The organism is Plesiocystis pacifica SIR-1, assembly GCF_000170895.1.
Taxonomy (GTDB): Bacteria; Myxococcota_A; Polyangia; order Nannocystales; family Nannocystaceae; genus Plesiocystis; species Plesiocystis pacifica.
This window is the reverse complement of record NZ_ABCS01000018.1, coordinates 76,713-92,729: the sequence shown is the minus strand read 5'-3', so window position 1 is coordinate 92,729 and position 16,017 is coordinate 76,713. Positions and strand designations below refer to the sequence as shown.

General features: G+C 65.8%; 8 protein-coding genes. 2 read left to right on the top strand and 6 right to left on the bottom strand.

Annotated features, from left to right (window positions below; translation table 11 throughout):
- Nucleotide 1 precedes the first annotated feature (1 nt).
- Nucleotides 2–352, bottom strand: a complete 351-nt coding sequence (locus PPSIR1_RS47725) for a hypothetical protein (protein ID WP_157595458.1) — start codon at nt 350–352, stop codon at nt 2–4.
- Nucleotides 353–518: 166 nt separating this feature from the next.
- Between PPSIR1_RS47725 and PPSIR1_RS11830 the strand changes: the two genes are divergently transcribed.
- Together PPSIR1_RS11830 and PPSIR1_RS11825 are read left to right on the top strand one after the other, a co-directional pair.
- Nucleotides 519–1,766 carry an ISL3 family transposase gene (locus tag PPSIR1_RS11830; RefSeq protein ID WP_006971294.1) on the top strand — a complete coding sequence of 416 codons (1,248 nt, stop codon included), beginning with the start codon at nt 519–521 and terminating at the stop codon, nt 1,764–1,766.
- 325 nt (nt 1,767–2,091) lie between these two features.
- Nucleotides 2,092–8,781 (top strand): ATP-binding protein, encoded by a 6,690-nt coding sequence (locus PPSIR1_RS11825; RefSeq protein ID WP_232296466.1) that lies wholly within the window; start codon nt 2,092–2,094, stop codon nt 8,779–8,781.
- A gap of 307 nt (nt 8,782–9,088) precedes the next feature.
- Here PPSIR1_RS11825 and PPSIR1_RS11820 read toward each other — a convergent pair whose 3' ends face one another.
- From PPSIR1_RS11820 to PPSIR1_RS11800, 5 genes are all read right to left on the bottom strand, one after another.
- Nucleotides 9,089–10,237 carry a tyrosine-type recombinase/integrase gene (locus PPSIR1_RS11820; RefSeq protein WP_045115847.1) on the bottom strand — a complete coding sequence of 383 codons (1,149 nt, stop codon included), beginning with the start codon at nt 10,235–10,237 and terminating at the stop codon, nt 9,089–9,091.
- 2 nt (nt 10,238–10,239) lie between these two features.
- Nucleotides 10,240–10,455 carry a helix-turn-helix transcriptional regulator gene (locus tag PPSIR1_RS11815; RefSeq protein ID WP_006971291.1) on the bottom strand — a complete coding sequence of 72 codons (216 nt, stop codon included), beginning with the start codon at nt 10,453–10,455 and terminating at the stop codon, nt 10,240–10,242.
- Nucleotides 10,456–10,506: 51 nt separating this feature from the next.
- Nucleotides 10,507–11,133: a peptidoglycan recognition protein family protein gene (locus tag PPSIR1_RS11810; RefSeq protein WP_006971290.1), complete on the bottom strand. Its 627-nt coding sequence runs from the start codon at nt 11,131–11,133 to the stop codon at nt 10,507–10,509.
- 2 nt (nt 11,134–11,135) lie between these two features.
- Nucleotides 11,136–14,660, bottom strand: a complete 3,525-nt coding sequence (locus PPSIR1_RS47720; RefSeq protein WP_157595457.1) for a methyltransferase — start codon at nt 14,658–14,660, stop codon at nt 11,136–11,138.
- A gap of 480 nt (nt 14,661–15,140) precedes the next feature.
- The gene (locus tag PPSIR1_RS11800) at nt 15,141–15,995 is read right to left on the bottom strand and encodes a hypothetical protein (protein ID WP_232296465.1); all 855 of its coding nucleotides are present in this window, start codon (nt 15,993–15,995) and stop codon (nt 15,141–15,143) included.
- Between the last annotated feature and the right edge of the window lie 22 nt (nt 15,996–16,017).

Below are 16,017 nucleotides of genomic sequence, written 5' to 3'. Positions count from 1 at the left end.
GCTATTTTATGCGGTAGCTGCGGTTGAGGGCCGTGGGCCCGTCGACGCGGTTGCTCAGGCCGAGGCGGTGAAGGCGAACGAGGGTCTTGGAGCAGGGTGGGTCAAGTCGATCCGATCCAGCGGTGCACCGAACTGACGAACTGACTTCAACCCGCAGATCTTGATGCTCGACCTGTCGACCGTCGTGGGTCGAGTGGAGAAGGTGCTCCTCGTCGGGCAGACCGGCGTGGGCAAGGGCGACTTCGCACTTGGCTCCCTTGGGCGAGTCCTTGATGCCCGTGTCGGCGGCCTGCAGTAGGTGCGCCTTAAGGCCGCCCGCGAGCGCCGTCGGCTTCGGCGCCAGCTGCTTCATCTCAACCTCGGGCCGCTGTGTCCGTCCTTGTGTCACCTCTGCCCGTGCCCAGATCCGCTGAAGCAGTACAAGGTCGCCTGCGAACACTGGGGCTTCAGGATTTTGAGTGGGTCACCCCGCTGGGAACCCTGGTACGCCCCCTCCAGCCCAGGCATGCTGAGAGCCCGTGCGCGACCGAGACCTCTACGCCAAGCTCCTCGGAATCGAAGACCCCTGGTACGTCCGCGACGTCGACCCGCGCCTCGAGGCTGGGGAGGTCGAGATCTTCATCTCCCGAGACGAGCGCGCCGAGTTCCCGTGCCCAGTCTGCGGGGCCGCGGCCGGGCGCTACGACACGCGGACTCGCACCTGGAGGCACCTCGATACCATGCAGTACAAGACCCTCCTGACGGCCGAGGTCCCGCGGGTCAAGTGCGCCGAGCATGGCGTCAAGCAGCTGAAGGTGCCCTGGGCCGAGCCCGGCTCGAGGTTCACCGCGATGTTCGAGGCGCTCGTCATCGACTGGCTCAAAGAGGCCAGCGTGTCCGCCGTGGCGAGGATGCTGCGCATGACCTGGGACGAGGTCGACGGCGTCATGACCCGAGCCGTCGCGCGGGGCCTCGAGCGCCGGCAGTCCCAGCCGCTGCGCAACATCGGCATCGACGAGACCTCGTTCCAAAAGCGCCACGAGTACGTGACCGTGGTCTACGACTGCGACCGCAAACACGTCATCGACGTCCTCGACAACCGCCGCCAGTTCGACCTCGAGGAATTCTACTTTGGCACCCCCCTCGAACACCTCCAGAGCCTGGAGTCGGTGTCGATGGACATGTGGGGGCCCTACGTCCAGGCGACGCTGATCCACGTCCCTGACGCGGAGCGCAAGATCGCCTTCGACCGCTTCCACGTGGCCAAGCACATCAACGACGGGGTCAACAAGGTGCGGGTCGATGAGCACGCCGAGCTGCGCGAGCTCGGAGACCGGACCCTGACGGGGACTCGCTACCTGTGGCTGAAGAACCCCGAGAACATGACGGCCAAGAGCCGGCTTCGCTTCGAGGCCCTGCGCGGGAGCTCGCTGCGAGTAGCGAGGGCGTGGGCGATGAAGGAGGCCGCGCGCCAGCTGTGGAGCTACGAGCGGCGGGGCTGGGCGCGGCGGGCTTGGAAGCGGCTCATCGGCGGGATGGCGCGGTCTCGACTGCCGCCGATGGTCAAGGTCGGCCGGACCCTGCGGGCGCACCTGTGGGGCATCGTGAACGCGATCGTCCTCGGGGCGACGAACGCCTCACTCGAAGCGGTGAACTCGAAGATCCAGGCGCTGAAGAAACGGGCGTGCGGGTATCGGAGCCGGGCTCGGTTTCGGAGCGCGATCTTGTTTCACTGCGGGGGGCTCGAGCTCTATCCGAGCGCTCATCTCGCCCACACGAATTCCTGAAGCGCCCGAACACTATGCCCAGGTCGCCAGGGCCTGTACTCGCTGTCGACGCGGCTGATCGGGCTCCATCCGAAGACTGAAGTTTACTGTACAGAATGGCTACGCTTCGCATCAAGGTGGTGGGCGAAAGCGCTCCGACGCCCAGATGAACTGTCGGGTTGACGCTCGACTTTGATGACCTGTAGGGTGACTGGGTCGTCTTCCGGGCCAAAGTCTTAAATGGCGAGGCGGCGGAACGGGGGCTCGATCGGTGAGTAGCAATAGAAGCAACAGTGGAAACAGTGGAGCGTCGAGGGAGAGAAACTGGCTCTCGCCCAAGATCGTGGTGCCTTTCGGACGCTACGTCTCACGCTCTAAGGACGAGCCAGGCGACAACCAGGTGCTCGTTGGCCGGGATGGCCAAAGAGCACACTTTCGCGACCTCCTGCTCAACCATGGTCCCCGCGGGGCGTTCCTCGTCACGGGGCAGCGCGGCGCGGGCAAGACCAGCTTCGTGCACGAGACCTTGCGAGAGTACGACGCGGACGTCTTCTCTCGGGCGCTGCGCTCGGAGGTGGGCAGATCCATCTTCTGGGACCGGGTGATGTTCATGCTCGTAGGCGCTTTGGGGCTTGTGTTGCTGCTGCTCGCCCACGAGGTGTTCAACATCCTGCTCTTCCTCGAGGAGAGTTGGTACATGCCGCAGGACGAGCGGGTCCGGTCCTTGGTGTGGTTTGCGATCGCGCCCTTTTTGATCGTCTGCGCTTCGCCGGTCTTGTACTGCTGGAAGCTGACTCAGGCGACCACCATGAAGCGGTGGCAGGCGGCGGGGCTCACGGTCGCATTTGTGCTCATCGCGGTCGGCTTGACCCTGCCCGTTGAGGTCGCCCATTTCCTGGGAAGGAAAGAGGGGGCACTGTCGAACCTTGGTCAGCTCAACTTTTCTCCGCACGTGACCGCCGCACGCATGTTCTTGGCGACGACGGTCTTCGCCGTGGTTTCGCAGAGCTTCTCGGCCGTCCAGCGTGACTCAAAGGTCCCGAAGTCCCACGGCTTCTTGAGCCCGAATCGTTCCCCTCGCCTGAGAAGGACGACCGTGTTGGCGACTGCGCTAGCGGTCCTCGCCCCTTTGAGCTTCGAGCTCTCGCTCATGACCATGTGCGGCTTGGATACCCAGGCCTGTGAGCCCATCGCCTACTACGGAAACTTGAGTCTGGGTTTTCACGCGCTCGCACTTTTCTGGTTGATGCGGGAGTGGAGCCTACTGTCAAAAGGGGAGCCAAAACATCGAGCTATCCTCCCTTCGATATTCGCATTTTTTGTTAGCGCTGTGCTGTTTTTCACTGGAACGATGGACTACGCCGGAGCGGAAGCGGGGTTCAGCCCATGGGCCGTATATGGGGGGGCTGTGGTGCTGTCGAGTCTTGGCTTGGCTGTCGCGCTTGCCTTGGCTCCGCTGGAGGTCGTGGGCGAGAACCATCGGACGATGTTCGCGGCGCGCCCTCGCTCGGCGCTGGTCCTCAAGGCGGCGGCGATGGTGTTGGTGAGCGTGCAGCTCCTATCGCCGTTGGTCCAGATTCTCCTGGTCGGACAGGCCAAGGTCGAGATCGACGCCACGCACTGGCCGCTGGCGCTGTTGCCCCTGCTGTTCTTCCTGTTCACCCTCGAGTACGAGTGGATCGTCCGCCCCTTCGCGTGGCTGCGAGACGATCGCGCCCGCGACTTGAGCCGAGGGCTCGACGCGGTCTCTGGCTACACACCCGCCGAGCAGGACGCGTACTACACGGCCGAGCAGCACGCCCACCGGGTCCTGGCCCGTCAGACCTTTCACTGGTGGCTCTATCACTCGTGGCTGCGCACCCTGACGATCCACGTCAACCTGGGCTTTGACACCCTCGAGCACCAGCACGTCGTGCACGCCATGCTCGCCGGTCTGCGAGTCGCCTTTCACCGGCGCTTCGTCGCCTGGGCGAGCCCTGTGGCGATGCTCTTTGTCGTTGTGAAGGTGCTGCTGATCCTGGTCCTGTCGACGCTGATCGGAGACCGCCTGTTCGCGCCCCCCGCTCCGGTGGTCGACATTCACGGCGCGCAACAGTGGACCGTGGAGCGGAAACGGGCTCAGGAAGGGAACGCTCGAGAGCCGAGCGCGCTGAAGCAGCGACTGGACGACGACGCCGCTCTGCAGACCAGGAAGGTCGAGGCGCTTCGGGACAGCTTGGAGGCGTGGTTCGGACAAGCGTTCTCTTGTCAGGGTGAGGGCTCGGACCTCTTGGCGAGCCGAGCTATGGAGGCCCGCGCCGAGTGCTCGCTGAGAGCTCTCGAAGAGTGGGAAGTGCAGAGGCGAGCGTTGGAGGCCCGCTCAGACATCGACAGAGGAGGGGCCCGCGCGTCGCTCGGGGCGTCCAAGCTCGGCCCCGCCCAAGGATACCTCGTCGACGCTCAGGTCGAGTACACCATGAGCTACGCCATGGCCGAGGCGGGCTGCTTGTACTTCCCCGATGGCGTCGCCGATCACTCCTTGATCCGGCCGCTTGCGCGATACCCCACGCTGATGACCTGGGTCTATCAGCCGCTCGTGGGCGGTCGCTTTGACCTACCCGCCCATGGCGGACCTGAGCGCTGCACCGAGCTCGAAGAGCAGCTCGGGCCGACGCTGAGGGCAGAGGTTGAGGAGGCCCTCGCGCAGGAGGCGAGCACAGCCATAGTAGACCCTGTATATCGGAGCGATCTGGCGCTGTGCGAGTTCTTGCCCTGCGTCAAGCCCTTACCGATCCCTCGCCGAGAGCCTTCTTCGGGGAACCTGCGGGGGCAAGCCGCCTGGAACGACGCGGTCCAGGTCTGGCGCGGGCGAGTGCCCATCAGCCACGAGGGGGTGACGGTTCGTCTCTATCACTTGCTGACCTTTTTGGTGCTCTACCTCATCGTTCGGTTGATCGAGCGCCAGTATTCGATCACGCCCTACAGCCCCCTGCTCAAGCGCCTCGACGAAGTGCTCGACAGCATCGCGGGTCGGCGGGGGGTGTCGGCGCACAGCTCACGCATGACCCTGCGCGGCTCGCTGGGCTCGCTGACGACGCCGCACGTGGTCGAGTCGAAGGAGTTTGAGAAGTCCGACCCGCGGACCATCGAGATTGCATTGATGCAGATTCTTGAGGAGATGCGTGCTCCGCGCCTGCCCTTCATCAGCCGCCGACAGCTGAGCCTGCCAGCGCCAGAGATCACCTTCGTATTCGACGAACTCGACAAGCTCGGCGCGCGCGGGGACCCAGAGCGGGACGAGGCCGAGCTCTCGCCCGAGGATCTGGCCGCTCGCGGGGCCGAGGACATGCGCACGCGCAAGATCAACGGCTTGTTCGCCGACATGAAGAACCTGCTTAGCGGCGCGCCCGCGCGCTTCATCATGGTCGGAGGGCGCAACCTCCACGACGAGTGGCTAGCCGATCTGACCGCCCGTGTGCCGCTGCTGACCAACATCTTTCGAGCCTCGATCTATCTACCCTCGCTGTTGACCGACAACCCCGAGCCCGACAAGGCGCGTTGGAGCCGTCGCATCGGGCAGTATGTTGACAAGCAGCACGAACGCGCTCGGTCCAACTATCGGTCGTGGCGGGACGACTACACGCGATTGAGCATCGCCATGCAGCGGCGCCCCGAGTTTAGTCTGGGCTTCGTGCAGCCTAGGATCGAGGCGCCCAGGGGCAGTGCCGCGGTGCAGGAGGAACATAAGGCGAGCCTGAGCTTCGTCGAGTGTGTCCCCGGCGCCCCGGAGATGGCGACGCTGTGGTCGCGGTGCATGCAAGAGGACTTCGTCGACTTCCTGACCTTTCGTAGTATGGGCAACCCCAAGAAGCTCAAGGAGCTACTCGAGAGCTTCGTCCGCCCGACGGGGCGGGTCGCGCGGAGCGAGGCGCTGCGCTGGTCTTCCAAATTGGGCGAGAGTGATCACGTGCTGCTGTTCAGCGAGGACGAGCGCTTTCGGGTTCAGTTTGTCGCCACGGTCTGTCGTCGGCTCGCCGCGAACTTCGAGCTGCGCTATGCGCAGCGCGACGACAAGCTGGTCCTCGCACTGTTTTACTTCTCTGACTTCCTGTTCAAATTTCACCAGCGCGCGTTCACCTGGACGAACCTTGAGCGCGTCGACGAGCTGGTCCACGTGCACAGGGCCCCGGATCACCGCAAACTGCTCGAGGAGCTGGTCTTGAGCTGGTCCGAGCGCATGCTCCACCCCATCCTCAACGGCCTCTACGCCTACCGCTTCCGCAGCGACGTGACTCGCGAGATCGTCTACATCTCGCGGCGCTCGAAGGAGGAGATGGCGGCGTTCAACTTCACCCTCGACGAGTCTCAGGCGCTCAAGTCGATGTACAAGCGGACCATCCTAGCCATGGGAGACGACGCGCCCCACGACGTGCTCGCAGGGCTTGGCGAGCTGTTCGAGTTTGACCAGGAGTTCGACTCGGCGCGCTACTACTACGGGATGGCCCTCGCCAAGCTCGACGGGCAATTTCGCGGCCGCATGGGCCACGGTACGCGCAACCCCGTGCGGGACGTGATCTTGAGTAGCTTCAGCGAGGGCGAGGCCAAGGACAGCGCCGGACAGAACATCGCGTGGGGCGTGACCCGCCTGCGCTTGATGCTGCAGGTGGGGCTTACCTTCGAGCTCTCGCGCAACTACGAGCGCGCGGCGAGCGAGTATCGCGACGCGCGCAGCTTCGCGCGGACGTTGTTGGCGACCTACCTCGACTCCGAGTGGCCCAACTTCGAGCCGTGGAGTGACGACAAGGTCGCGAGACCCAAGGGCGCCAAGAGCCTCGAGCAGGTGCGCCTGCACAGCCTCAAGCACCTCAACATCCTCTACCAGGGGGCCTACGCCGAGGCCTGGATCGCGGAGAAAATGAGCGGCGGTGTGGACACGAGCACCAGCCTCGTCGAGGAGGAGCTGTACCACCTGCGCCTGGTGCTGCCCTTCGTCGGCAGCACCAGCACTGAGGGCCCCAAGACCCCGGACCCGGTCAACGTTCGGCACTCGAATTTCTCGCTGATCATGGCCGAGCTGCACAACAAAGCCGGCGACCTGTACTTCTTCAAGGGTCGACAGATCCCCCAGGCCGCGGACCTGAAGAAGCAGTTGCCGACAGGCGCTCAGGCCACGGGGGAGGCACTAACGATACTCAAGCTCCGGGGCGGGGCCGAGGGCTATCTACTGCGCGCTTATTACCACTACGCCCTTGGGCTGCATGACCTCAGGCGCTTCATCCACACGCGGCTGGCGTCCTCGGGGCCCAAGTACAATGTTTGGAGCCCAAAGAAACCGGGTGAGCCGCTCGCCTCGACCATCGAGTTTCGGGGCTGGTCGGACTTCATGTTCCGGGTCGCCGGTAGCGGGCTGGCGGATCTGGCAGAGAGCGCGCTCTCTCGAGTGTCGCTGTTTGGCCTCATCGAGGGCATCTTGACCGGTGAGCGGCGTCGGCGATCTTCTGCTCCGCGCCCAGAGATCATCGACTTCAACGCCATCGCCAAGAGCTTCAACGTCAGCCTCATCATGTGGTTCGAGGACGACGGGCGTGATGCTTTCCCCAAGAAGAAGGAAGACAAGATAGCCTATTCCGAGTGGCAGGCCGTGAGCGCGCCCTTGCTCCCGGTCCTCGATGGGGACGACATCGGCACACTCTCGGGATGGTTTGGCTTGCTCCGCCTAGGTGCTTCTGAGTCCGAGCCCGAGTCGGAACCCAAGCCTGACGAGAGCTTGTCCCCTGGGAGTCGTTGGCTAGAGTTCAAGGAGCGACACACGGACGCCCAGCGCCTGCTGCTGTCCTTGCTGATGTCCGTCTCGAGCGCGAAGCTCCTTCGTCGGGCTGGCTACTTTGAAGACGCGGCGCGAGAACTGCTTCAGGTCGCGGACAGCGTGAGCCACTACTACTGGTGGGCAAACGGGATACGTAGCGTCGACAAGTTCAACAAAAAGTGGCTCATGCTCGTGGACGTCAACAAGCTCGAGAAGGGCTTCGGGTTTTGGTCTTGCTTGCTCGACCTGGGGTTGTTTGGACTGTGTCAGGCCCTCGACTACCTCGAGCGAGGGGCACCGTGGAAACCGCGGAGCGTTGAGGTGGCCAACGTAGAGTACGGGGTTGGGAACCATGTCCCGGTCGACCTAGTGTACATCGCCTGTAGCTTGGGGCTTGGGGCCAAGTGGGAACGCTGGGACAGCTCGCGTCGCAGGCGCGATTTACTGGCACGGTTGCTAGAGAGGACGGGGGCTCTTGGGCTCCTCGATGACGCGCGGGCAGGCAGCGACGCGGGGCGGAGTAAGGAGTTGGTGTGCACCGGGACGCAGTCGCAGTTTCGCGAGACCTTGCGTAGCGTGGTGGAGGAGACTCTGAGGATGCACAGCTTCCCGGTCCTCGCGCGCTTGCGGGGTATCAAGCTGTTGATCGACGACATCTTGATCCGGCCGGGCGTAGCCACCGGGTCCCTCGACGCCGCGCAGCTCGCTCGCGCGCGGTCGCTATCGGAGGAGCTGTGGCGCGTCAATGATCAGGTCCAGGCGCCCATGCACTTCACACCCATGCACCTGGGCACGACCCTCGCTCAGCTGTGGATCAAGTGCCGGAAGAAGGCCCATCGTGACTCCATGGATCCCCTGGAGCTCGAGGCGCTCAAGCGTAGGGCCCTGCGCTGTCTGGTGCAGAGCCAGGAGGTCATCTCGATGCGGCGGGCCTACTACGAGACGATCTCGGAGCTGTACTATCTCTACGATGACTTTAACGACCGGCAGGTGCACTACAACCATGCGCTGCAGATGGCGGGCTGCGAGTATGTCGCGCTCATGCGTGAGATGTTGAGGACGGCAGAGAACGAGCTGCTCGTGATGATCTCGGCGGGGCGTGCGTCGCGGCGGCCCCGGCGAGTTCGACGACCTCGACGACCTTGGCGAGTTCGACGAGCTCAACGACCTCGACGGCGCGGGCTGACTCGACGGCCTCGATGCAGGAGGGGGTGGCGTCGACGGGGCTCTCGCCCTCCGCTGGCGAGCTGAGGGAACGGGGCCTGGCGTAGCGGGTGCCCGTCCTCCTCTGCGCTCAACACAGCAGTGCGAAGTCCGGAGGTCACTTGGCGCTCTTTGACAGCCTCGTCGCGGAACGTCCTTGTGCCGCCAGTGTGCCACGACGGAGCGGGACGAGACGGAGCTACAGAGAACGAGACGGACTACGCCGGGACGCCGAATCCCTTGTAATCTCAACGGCGTGCGGGCCAAGGTCGCCTGATCATTCAGGTTTTCCGCAAGCTGAGAGACGGGTTCGACTCCCCGCGCCTCCAACCCGGAAACGGGCAGCTAGGGTACCCTAGCTGCCCGTTTTCAGTTCGAGGAGCGACGTGGTGCTGTCATGGTGCTGTTGCGGATCGAGCGCTGCCACGGCGTCGATCAACGTTGACGGCGCGAGGTGGGCGTAGCGCATGGTCATCTCGATCGTCGAGTGACCGAGCAACTCCTGGATCGCCTTGAGCGGGACGCCGCGCATGGCGAGGTGCGAGGCGAAGCTGTGACGCAGGTCGTGCCACCCGAGGGCCTCGAGGTCGGCCCGATCCCGCGCCCGTCGAAGCGGCCACTTGCACATGCCCTTGGTCAGCATCTCGCCGGCATGGTCGCCGTCGAGCTGGCAGAACACCCAGGGGCTGCGCAAGTGTCGGTAGCGGGCCTGATGCCGGACGAACTCGGCGAGCGTCGCCGGGCTCAGGGGTACCTCGCGGGCGCGCCCGCTCTTGGGCGTGCCGAGGATCCCCTCGGCCACCGCTTGGCGGACGGCGATCCGCCGGGCCTCGAAGCAGACATCCTGCCAGCGCAGGGCGAGGAGCTCGCCCTGACGCAGGCCCGTTCGCAGGCCCAGCAGGATCATCATGCGCCACTCGGGCTCGCAGCGCGACGCCTCGAGCAGGCGCTCGGCCTCGGCGAAGTCGAGCCAGCGAAACTCGGGCTTGGCCGCTTTGAGCCAGCGGATCGACGGGACCTTGTCGATCAGGCCCCACTCGCGGGCCGTCTCGAGCAGCTTGCGCAGGATCGTCAGGTGGTTGTTGAGGGTCTTGCGGGAGTAGTCCTTGAGCTTGGTCGCCTTGTAGCGCTCGATGTGGCGGGGCCCGATCGCGTCCAGGCGCATGTAGCCAAAGAAGGGGATCAGGTGGAGCCTGAGAACCCGCTCTTTGCTGCGCTGCGTGCTGGGCTTGTTGTTCGTGGCCACGTAGTTGGTCTGGAACTCCCGGGCGAACACCCGGAAGGTCGGCGCCTGGTCGGCTTGGGCTTCCTTGTCGTAGGTGCCCGTGAGCAGCGCGTTACGTAGCTGCCGCTCATAGGCTTCGGCACCCCGGCGCGTCTGGACGGGCGAGACCTTGCGAACGGTCTGCCGACGGCCATTGGGGTGGGTGAACTCGATGTGGATCATGTACTTGGATCGGACACTGCCGTCCGCGCAGGTCCGGGTACGTTTACGGACGCTCATCTCTAGGGGTCCTTTCGGCCAGAGATAACGCCGCCTTGGCCCAACCAGCCTAGCACCACGTCGCGCTGGAAGCGGAGGCAGCGACCGACTCGGATGACGCCGGGGATCTGCTCGTGCTTGATGGCCTCGTAGAGGGTCTTGCGGTTGACTCGGAGGAGCGCGGCGACCTCGGACGTCTTGAGGATCGGGGGGAGATCGGCGGGGGCTTGGGTGGGCATGGGGGCGGTCTCCGAAAGTTGGGAACGGAACAGGGATGGGAGCGACCGGGGTCAGGGCGTGGGTCGGCGCCACTGGTCGGGGATCGGGGAGCCGCCTCCGATCGCGTAGTTGGGCCCTCCGTTGTCGAGCTCGAGGGAGCGGATCGCCCACTCGCCGACGGAGGCCCAGATCTGCGGGCCCGGGTCGTTGCCGCGCTTCGCCGAGCTCTGGCGGTGGGCGAAGACGTGGCGGATGCCGATCGACTTGAGCATGCGGAGGAGGGCGCGACCGGCTTGGATCTGCGCTGGGGTCGGCTCGTCGGCGCCGTACTTGTCAGGGCTCCACCACTTGCCAGTCGCAGCCTTGAAGTTGCCGGCGAACTCGATCGAAACGGAGCGGTTGTTGAAGCCGTCGGCGGCCCAGAGCTTCGCGGACAGAGGGTGGAGCTGGATGATCTTGCCGTCGGGGAGGATGACGAAGTGGGCGGTGACCTTGCGGTAGCGGGTGGGGTCGTTGCCGCGGGAGAAGCCGGTCTGGTGGAGGACGACAGCGTCGAAGCCCTTTGAGCGCTTGTGTCGCTTGCTGGTGGGGGAGGCGTCGAGGAGGTTGATGATCTCGGGGCGGCGATCGACGCGGGTCCACAGGGCGAAGGCGCCTGCGACTGCGATGGGGGTGAATCCAACGATGAAGCCGATCATGGTCAGTACCTCCGGGCGAGCTCGGCCATGATCTGCTGCGTGGCCTCGGAGATCGGGCCCCCGAGCTTGGCGAGACGCGCGGCGCAGTTGCGGATGTCTTCGGGCATGGCTTCGGGGCGCTTGACGAGGACGAGGTGACCGACGGGGATCGCCGGGGCGGCGGCGGGGTCGGTGAGGCCCAGATCGAGGACGGCGAAGGTCTGGTCGCCGAGGGTCTGGACGCGGAGGACGACGAACTCTCGGGAGGGGGAGACACCGAGGCCGGTGGCGATGCGGGAGTTCTTGCGGAAGCGGACGACGTCGCGCCGGCGGAGTCGGGACTTCCAGGCGCGGAGGTCTTTATTGGTGAGGGTCGGCGCCTTGGCCTTGGAGCTGGACTTGGCCGAGGACCTCTTCGTTGACGCCTTCTTGGCTGCAGCCTTCTTCTTGGTCGCGCTCTTCTTGGTGGTGGCCTTCTTCGCCGTGGCCTTCTTGGTCGCGGACTTCTTGGTCGCGGACTTCTTGGTCGCGGCCTTCTTGGTCGCGGCCTTCTTGGTCGCGGCCTTCTTGGTCGCGGCCTTCTTGGTCGCGGCCTTCTTGGTCGAGGCCTTCTTCGCCGTGGCCTTCTTGGTCGCGACCTTCTTGGTCGAGGCCTTCTTGGTCGCTGGCTTCTTGGCCGTGGCCTTCTGGGCCGTGCCCTTCTTGGTCGCTGACTTCTTGGCCGAGGCCTTCTTGGTTGCAGTCTTCTTCTTTGTCTTCGCCGCCATCTTTTCCTCCTTCTCCGCCTTCTCCGCCTTCTTCCGGACCCGCTCTTGCTTGCGCACCCAGGCTCGCGCCCACTTGATCCGCTTCGGTGCCAGCTCGACCCAGATCGGCAGCACGTTGTCGTCGGGATTCTCGAAGGCGAGCGCCGTGTACTCCCGCGCTTGCTCTTCGGTCGTCTCGACGTCGAGCGTGGCGTTCGTCGGAGGCTCGAAAGTCACCTTCTTACCGAAGTCACTCGGGAAGAGGACCCCCAGCCACGCCCCGGCGACCCGAGGCGTCACCGTCCGCGGCATGTTGGGCAGCTGCTCGAGCAGGGTCATCGCCATGCGGTGCTGAAAGTCGGGAAAGCCCCCCTTGGTCCGCCACTTGCCACGCAGCGGCATCGACCCGCGGTTCGTCCACTCCTCCCCCTCGGCCTTGAAGTAGACCGCCTGCGTCGGTCGATGCCAGGCCGACCAGACACGCCGCCCCTTGAGCAACATGGCGACGAGCACGGAGTCGTCGAGGCTCATCCCCTTGGGCAGATCGGGCAGCGGGAGCTCGAGCTTCGCCGCGCTGGCGAACTGGTTGAGGATCGCCCGGCTCTTCACCAGCTTGCCCGACGCCAGCACGGGCCCGTAAGTCTCCTGGGCCTCGTGGTCGTGCAGCCAATAGACGCTGCGACCCGCGAAGCGCCCGTACTGGACGTCGTGCATGGTCAGACCAGCCTTGCCCAGGGCCGCTCGCCGATGACCCGGGATGTGCTCGAGCAAGGCGCTGACGGTCCGCGGCGAGACGTTGCCCAGGTACACGGTCAGCTCGCCGCTCACCAAGCGATCTCGAAACTCGACGAGCGGCATTCGCCCGCCCGCCGAGACCATTGGCCGGAGCGTCTCGTCCGCGCTGATCTCCCCAGGCCAGCCGAGGATCGAGACCTCCGAGCCGTTGGGTCGCACGACGTTGGGCGGGCTCGCCTTCACATAGAGCGGTGCGAGCGGCATCGACTTCGTGTAGACGATGCGGGTCGGCGCGAGCTGGTCGAGCACGCGCTCGAGGCCCTCGAGGTCGTCCCCCGCAGGGTCGGGCAGGGGCGCGGTGGGAGCCGCCGCCTTTCGGCCCCGGACGAGTCGGTTGGTGGCCTCCGCGGACGCGTCGAGCACCCCCTCGTTGCGAGCCGGGAAAAACTCGAGCTCCTCGTCGACCTGGCAGAGCATGAACTGCTTACCCGCTCGGTCGATCGGAGGGCACGCCCCCACCGCGTGCTTTTGGATCGCCGGGCACAGCGTCACCGAGGCATCCCCGGACTCCCGGACAAAGCACGAGGTCTTCGGGATGTTCTTCCAGTCGACTCGACTGGGATCCCCCACTCGCTTGGTGTGGGCCTTCCACGCGTCCTTGAGCGCCGCGATCCTCCACTTCGGGTGGGCCTTGCTCTTCGACTTCTTCGCCATCGCCCGCTCCTTCTTCCTCTCCCCAGGCTTCGCCGCCACGATCAACACCGTCTGCACCTGCGTCCCCGACTCCGCGAAGGTCCCGCTCGGCAGCGTCTCGAAGCTCGCGCCGAGCTTCCCCAGCTTCTCGACCAGCGCCCTCGACTTGCGATCGCTGCGCTGCTCCAGGCCCCCCGCGGCGATCGCCACGAGCCGCCCTCCAGGCGCGAGCAGGGTCAGCGCCCGCTCGATGTGCTCGACGTCTTGCCGCTTCTCAAAGGGCGGGTTCATCACGATGCGGTCGTAGGGCGTCGCGGCCTCGAAGCTCGTGAAGTCATCGCCCACGAGCTCGAAGCCCTCGCCGCGAAGAATCTCCCGCAAGCTCACCTGCCGCTCGATCACCTCGAGCACCGCCCGCGGATGCCGACGCCGGATCACCTCCGCGATCGCCCCCGACCCTGCCGAGGGCTCCAGGACCCGCATCCCCGGCCGGATCGCCGCGAGCTCCACCATGCGCTCGCCGAGCTCGAGCGGCGTCGGGAAGTACCCGGGGATCTTCGCAAACCGAAGCTCTCGCTTCTTGGCCGCGAGCGGGTCCTCTCGGCGCGCTTCCTCCTTCCCTCGACAGCACCCCACGTACTCCCGCGCAGCCGCCTGAAGCTGCTCGGTCGTCGTGACCCCGAGGTTCACGAAGCGCCCGAACTCCCGGATCCGCTCCAGCAAGTCCTTGCTCGACCACGGCAGCTCGCGCCCATCGGCCTTGCGCACCGCCCGGGCCAGCTTCAGGACCGCGGCCATCTCGGCGTCGCTAAGCTCCAGCCCCTGCTCCGCGCTCCCCCGCATCGCCGCGGCCAAGACCTGCCGCCGCTCCTCCCCGAGCCCATGCAGTCGGTGCGCTGCCTGGGCCAGCTCTTCGAGCTCCCTCTTCCGTGCCCAGGGTCGAGAGAGCTTCACGTACTGAATGTCCTCGAGGGTGGGCTGCTCGAAGCGGTAGTCGATCGAGCGCCCCTCCTTTCGCGCTCGCTCCCACATCCCCCGACGCAGCGCGAGATCCAGCGCCTCGACCTGAGCCTTGCTCGACAGCCGAGACACATACTCGAGCTCCCCCGCCTCGACCGCGTCCGCTGCGCGTCGGATCGTCCGCGCGAGCACCCGGTCAAACTCGGCCCGCTCGCGGATGTTCGCGGCCATGCTCGCCCGCCGCGCCGTGTTCTCCACCCGCTCGGCACCGAGCTCCTTCTCAGCCGCCGCCTCCGCCTTGTCCGCGATCCCCCGCAGCTTCGCCGCCCGCTTCGCGTTGTCTGGCCTCCGCCCCGCCTTCGACGCCGGCACAGCCCCCGCCCGCACCGGCGGCCCGTCGAAGATCGTCACCACCGGCACCCCCTCCGCGACTAGGGCCTCCGCCAGCCGATCGAGCTCCGCCCGGCTCACAGCCTTCCCCCGAGACCCGCGCACGTACCACGCGCACCCTTTCGGCAACCGCCGCGAGAACTGAAAGCGAAACGGCTCCCGAACCCGCTTGATCGCCTCCTTGTACGGATAGGTCTCCCCACACAGCAGCACCCCCTCCGCCTTCGAGTAGCTCAACCGCAGCGGCTCGCTCTCCCTCACCTCCGGTTCAGCGATCCCCCCGTCCCCAAACAACGACCCCGGCCGCTGCACCTCCAACACCTCCTCACACCTCCAGTCCGCATCAGGAGCCCCGCTCCCGCTCGACCCATCCGCCCGCCGAAACCACACCCGGACTCCCTCCGGCGAGGCCTCCAAGGCAAACACCTCCCGTTCTCCGTCGCCGGGGATGCGCACGACATCCGCGACGCGAAGCGCTCGCGCCTGAATCTCCATCATCTACTCCTACGCCCCGAGCTCGAACTCCCAGCGTCCGACGAGCACCTTGCCCACCTCCGGGTCATTGTCGAGGCACCGCACCACGAACGAGCCCCGCGGGTTGTCCTCGGGGAACATGATCTGCTCGAGCAGCCCATCCTGCCCGATGTGCAGCATCACCCCCGTATTCGGCTCGATGTACCACTCGAGCTCCTCCGTCCGATACGGCATCTTCAGGTCATAGGGCGTCCCCGGCCGGACCTCGTAGACCTGCTTCGTGTGCGACGTCGGCTTGAAGGCCGCCACCGAAGGCCCGCGCCCGTCATAACCATCGCCGGTCTGCTCCGACGCCGCCACCAAGATCACCGACTTCGGCACGTCGACGATCGCCCCCGCCCTCAGACCGTGCCCGGCCTTGGTCCCGAAGTGCTCGGAGTGCTTCACTGGCCCCATCACCCGAGTCTTGACCGCCTCATCCTCAACCTCGAGGACATGACCAGACAGCACCTCCTCCACAGGCCGCGTGTACGGCCCCGTCGGCTGGCTCTTCACCGCGAACACGACCACGTCTTCGGGCTCGAGATCGTCGACGACCTCCTCGGACGCCGCCCAGCCGTTGCCGAAGCTGTCGTCGATCGCCTCGATCAGCGCCGCCGGGAGGGTGTCCCGATCGAGAAAGTCAAAGGCCGGCCGATGACGCTTGTCCTTTTCGCTGTCCGGCGTCGAGCCGTCCGCCTCCTCGGTCTCCCGTGGCGGTCCGCTCGGCGTCGGTCCCTGCTTCGCCTCCGAGGGCTCCTCGTCCTCCGCCGTCTTGTCCTCGCGCCGCTTGAGGTACCAGACCAGGGCGCCCACGCCCGTCGCCAGTGCGACGCCCGCGGCCAACCATCCGATTAGCTTGCTACTC

Bases quoted from the DNA above. Each gene is read 5' to 3' on its own strand.
- PPSIR1_RS47725 (WP_157595458.1), bottom strand. From the start codon at position 352: ATGAAGCAGCTGGCGCCGAAGCCGACGGCGCTCGCGGGCGGCCTTAAG.
- PPSIR1_RS11820 (WP_045115847.1), bottom strand. From the start codon at position 10,237: ATGAGCGTCCGTAAACGTACCCGGACCTGCGCGGACGGCAGTGTCCGA.
- PPSIR1_RS11815 (WP_006971291.1), bottom strand. From the start codon at position 10,455: ATGCCCACCCAAGCCCCCGCCGATCTCCCCCCGATCCTCAAGACGTCC.
- PPSIR1_RS11810 (WP_006971290.1), bottom strand. From the start codon at position 11,133: ATGATCGGCTTCATCGTTGGATTCACCCCCATCGCAGTCGCAGGCGCC.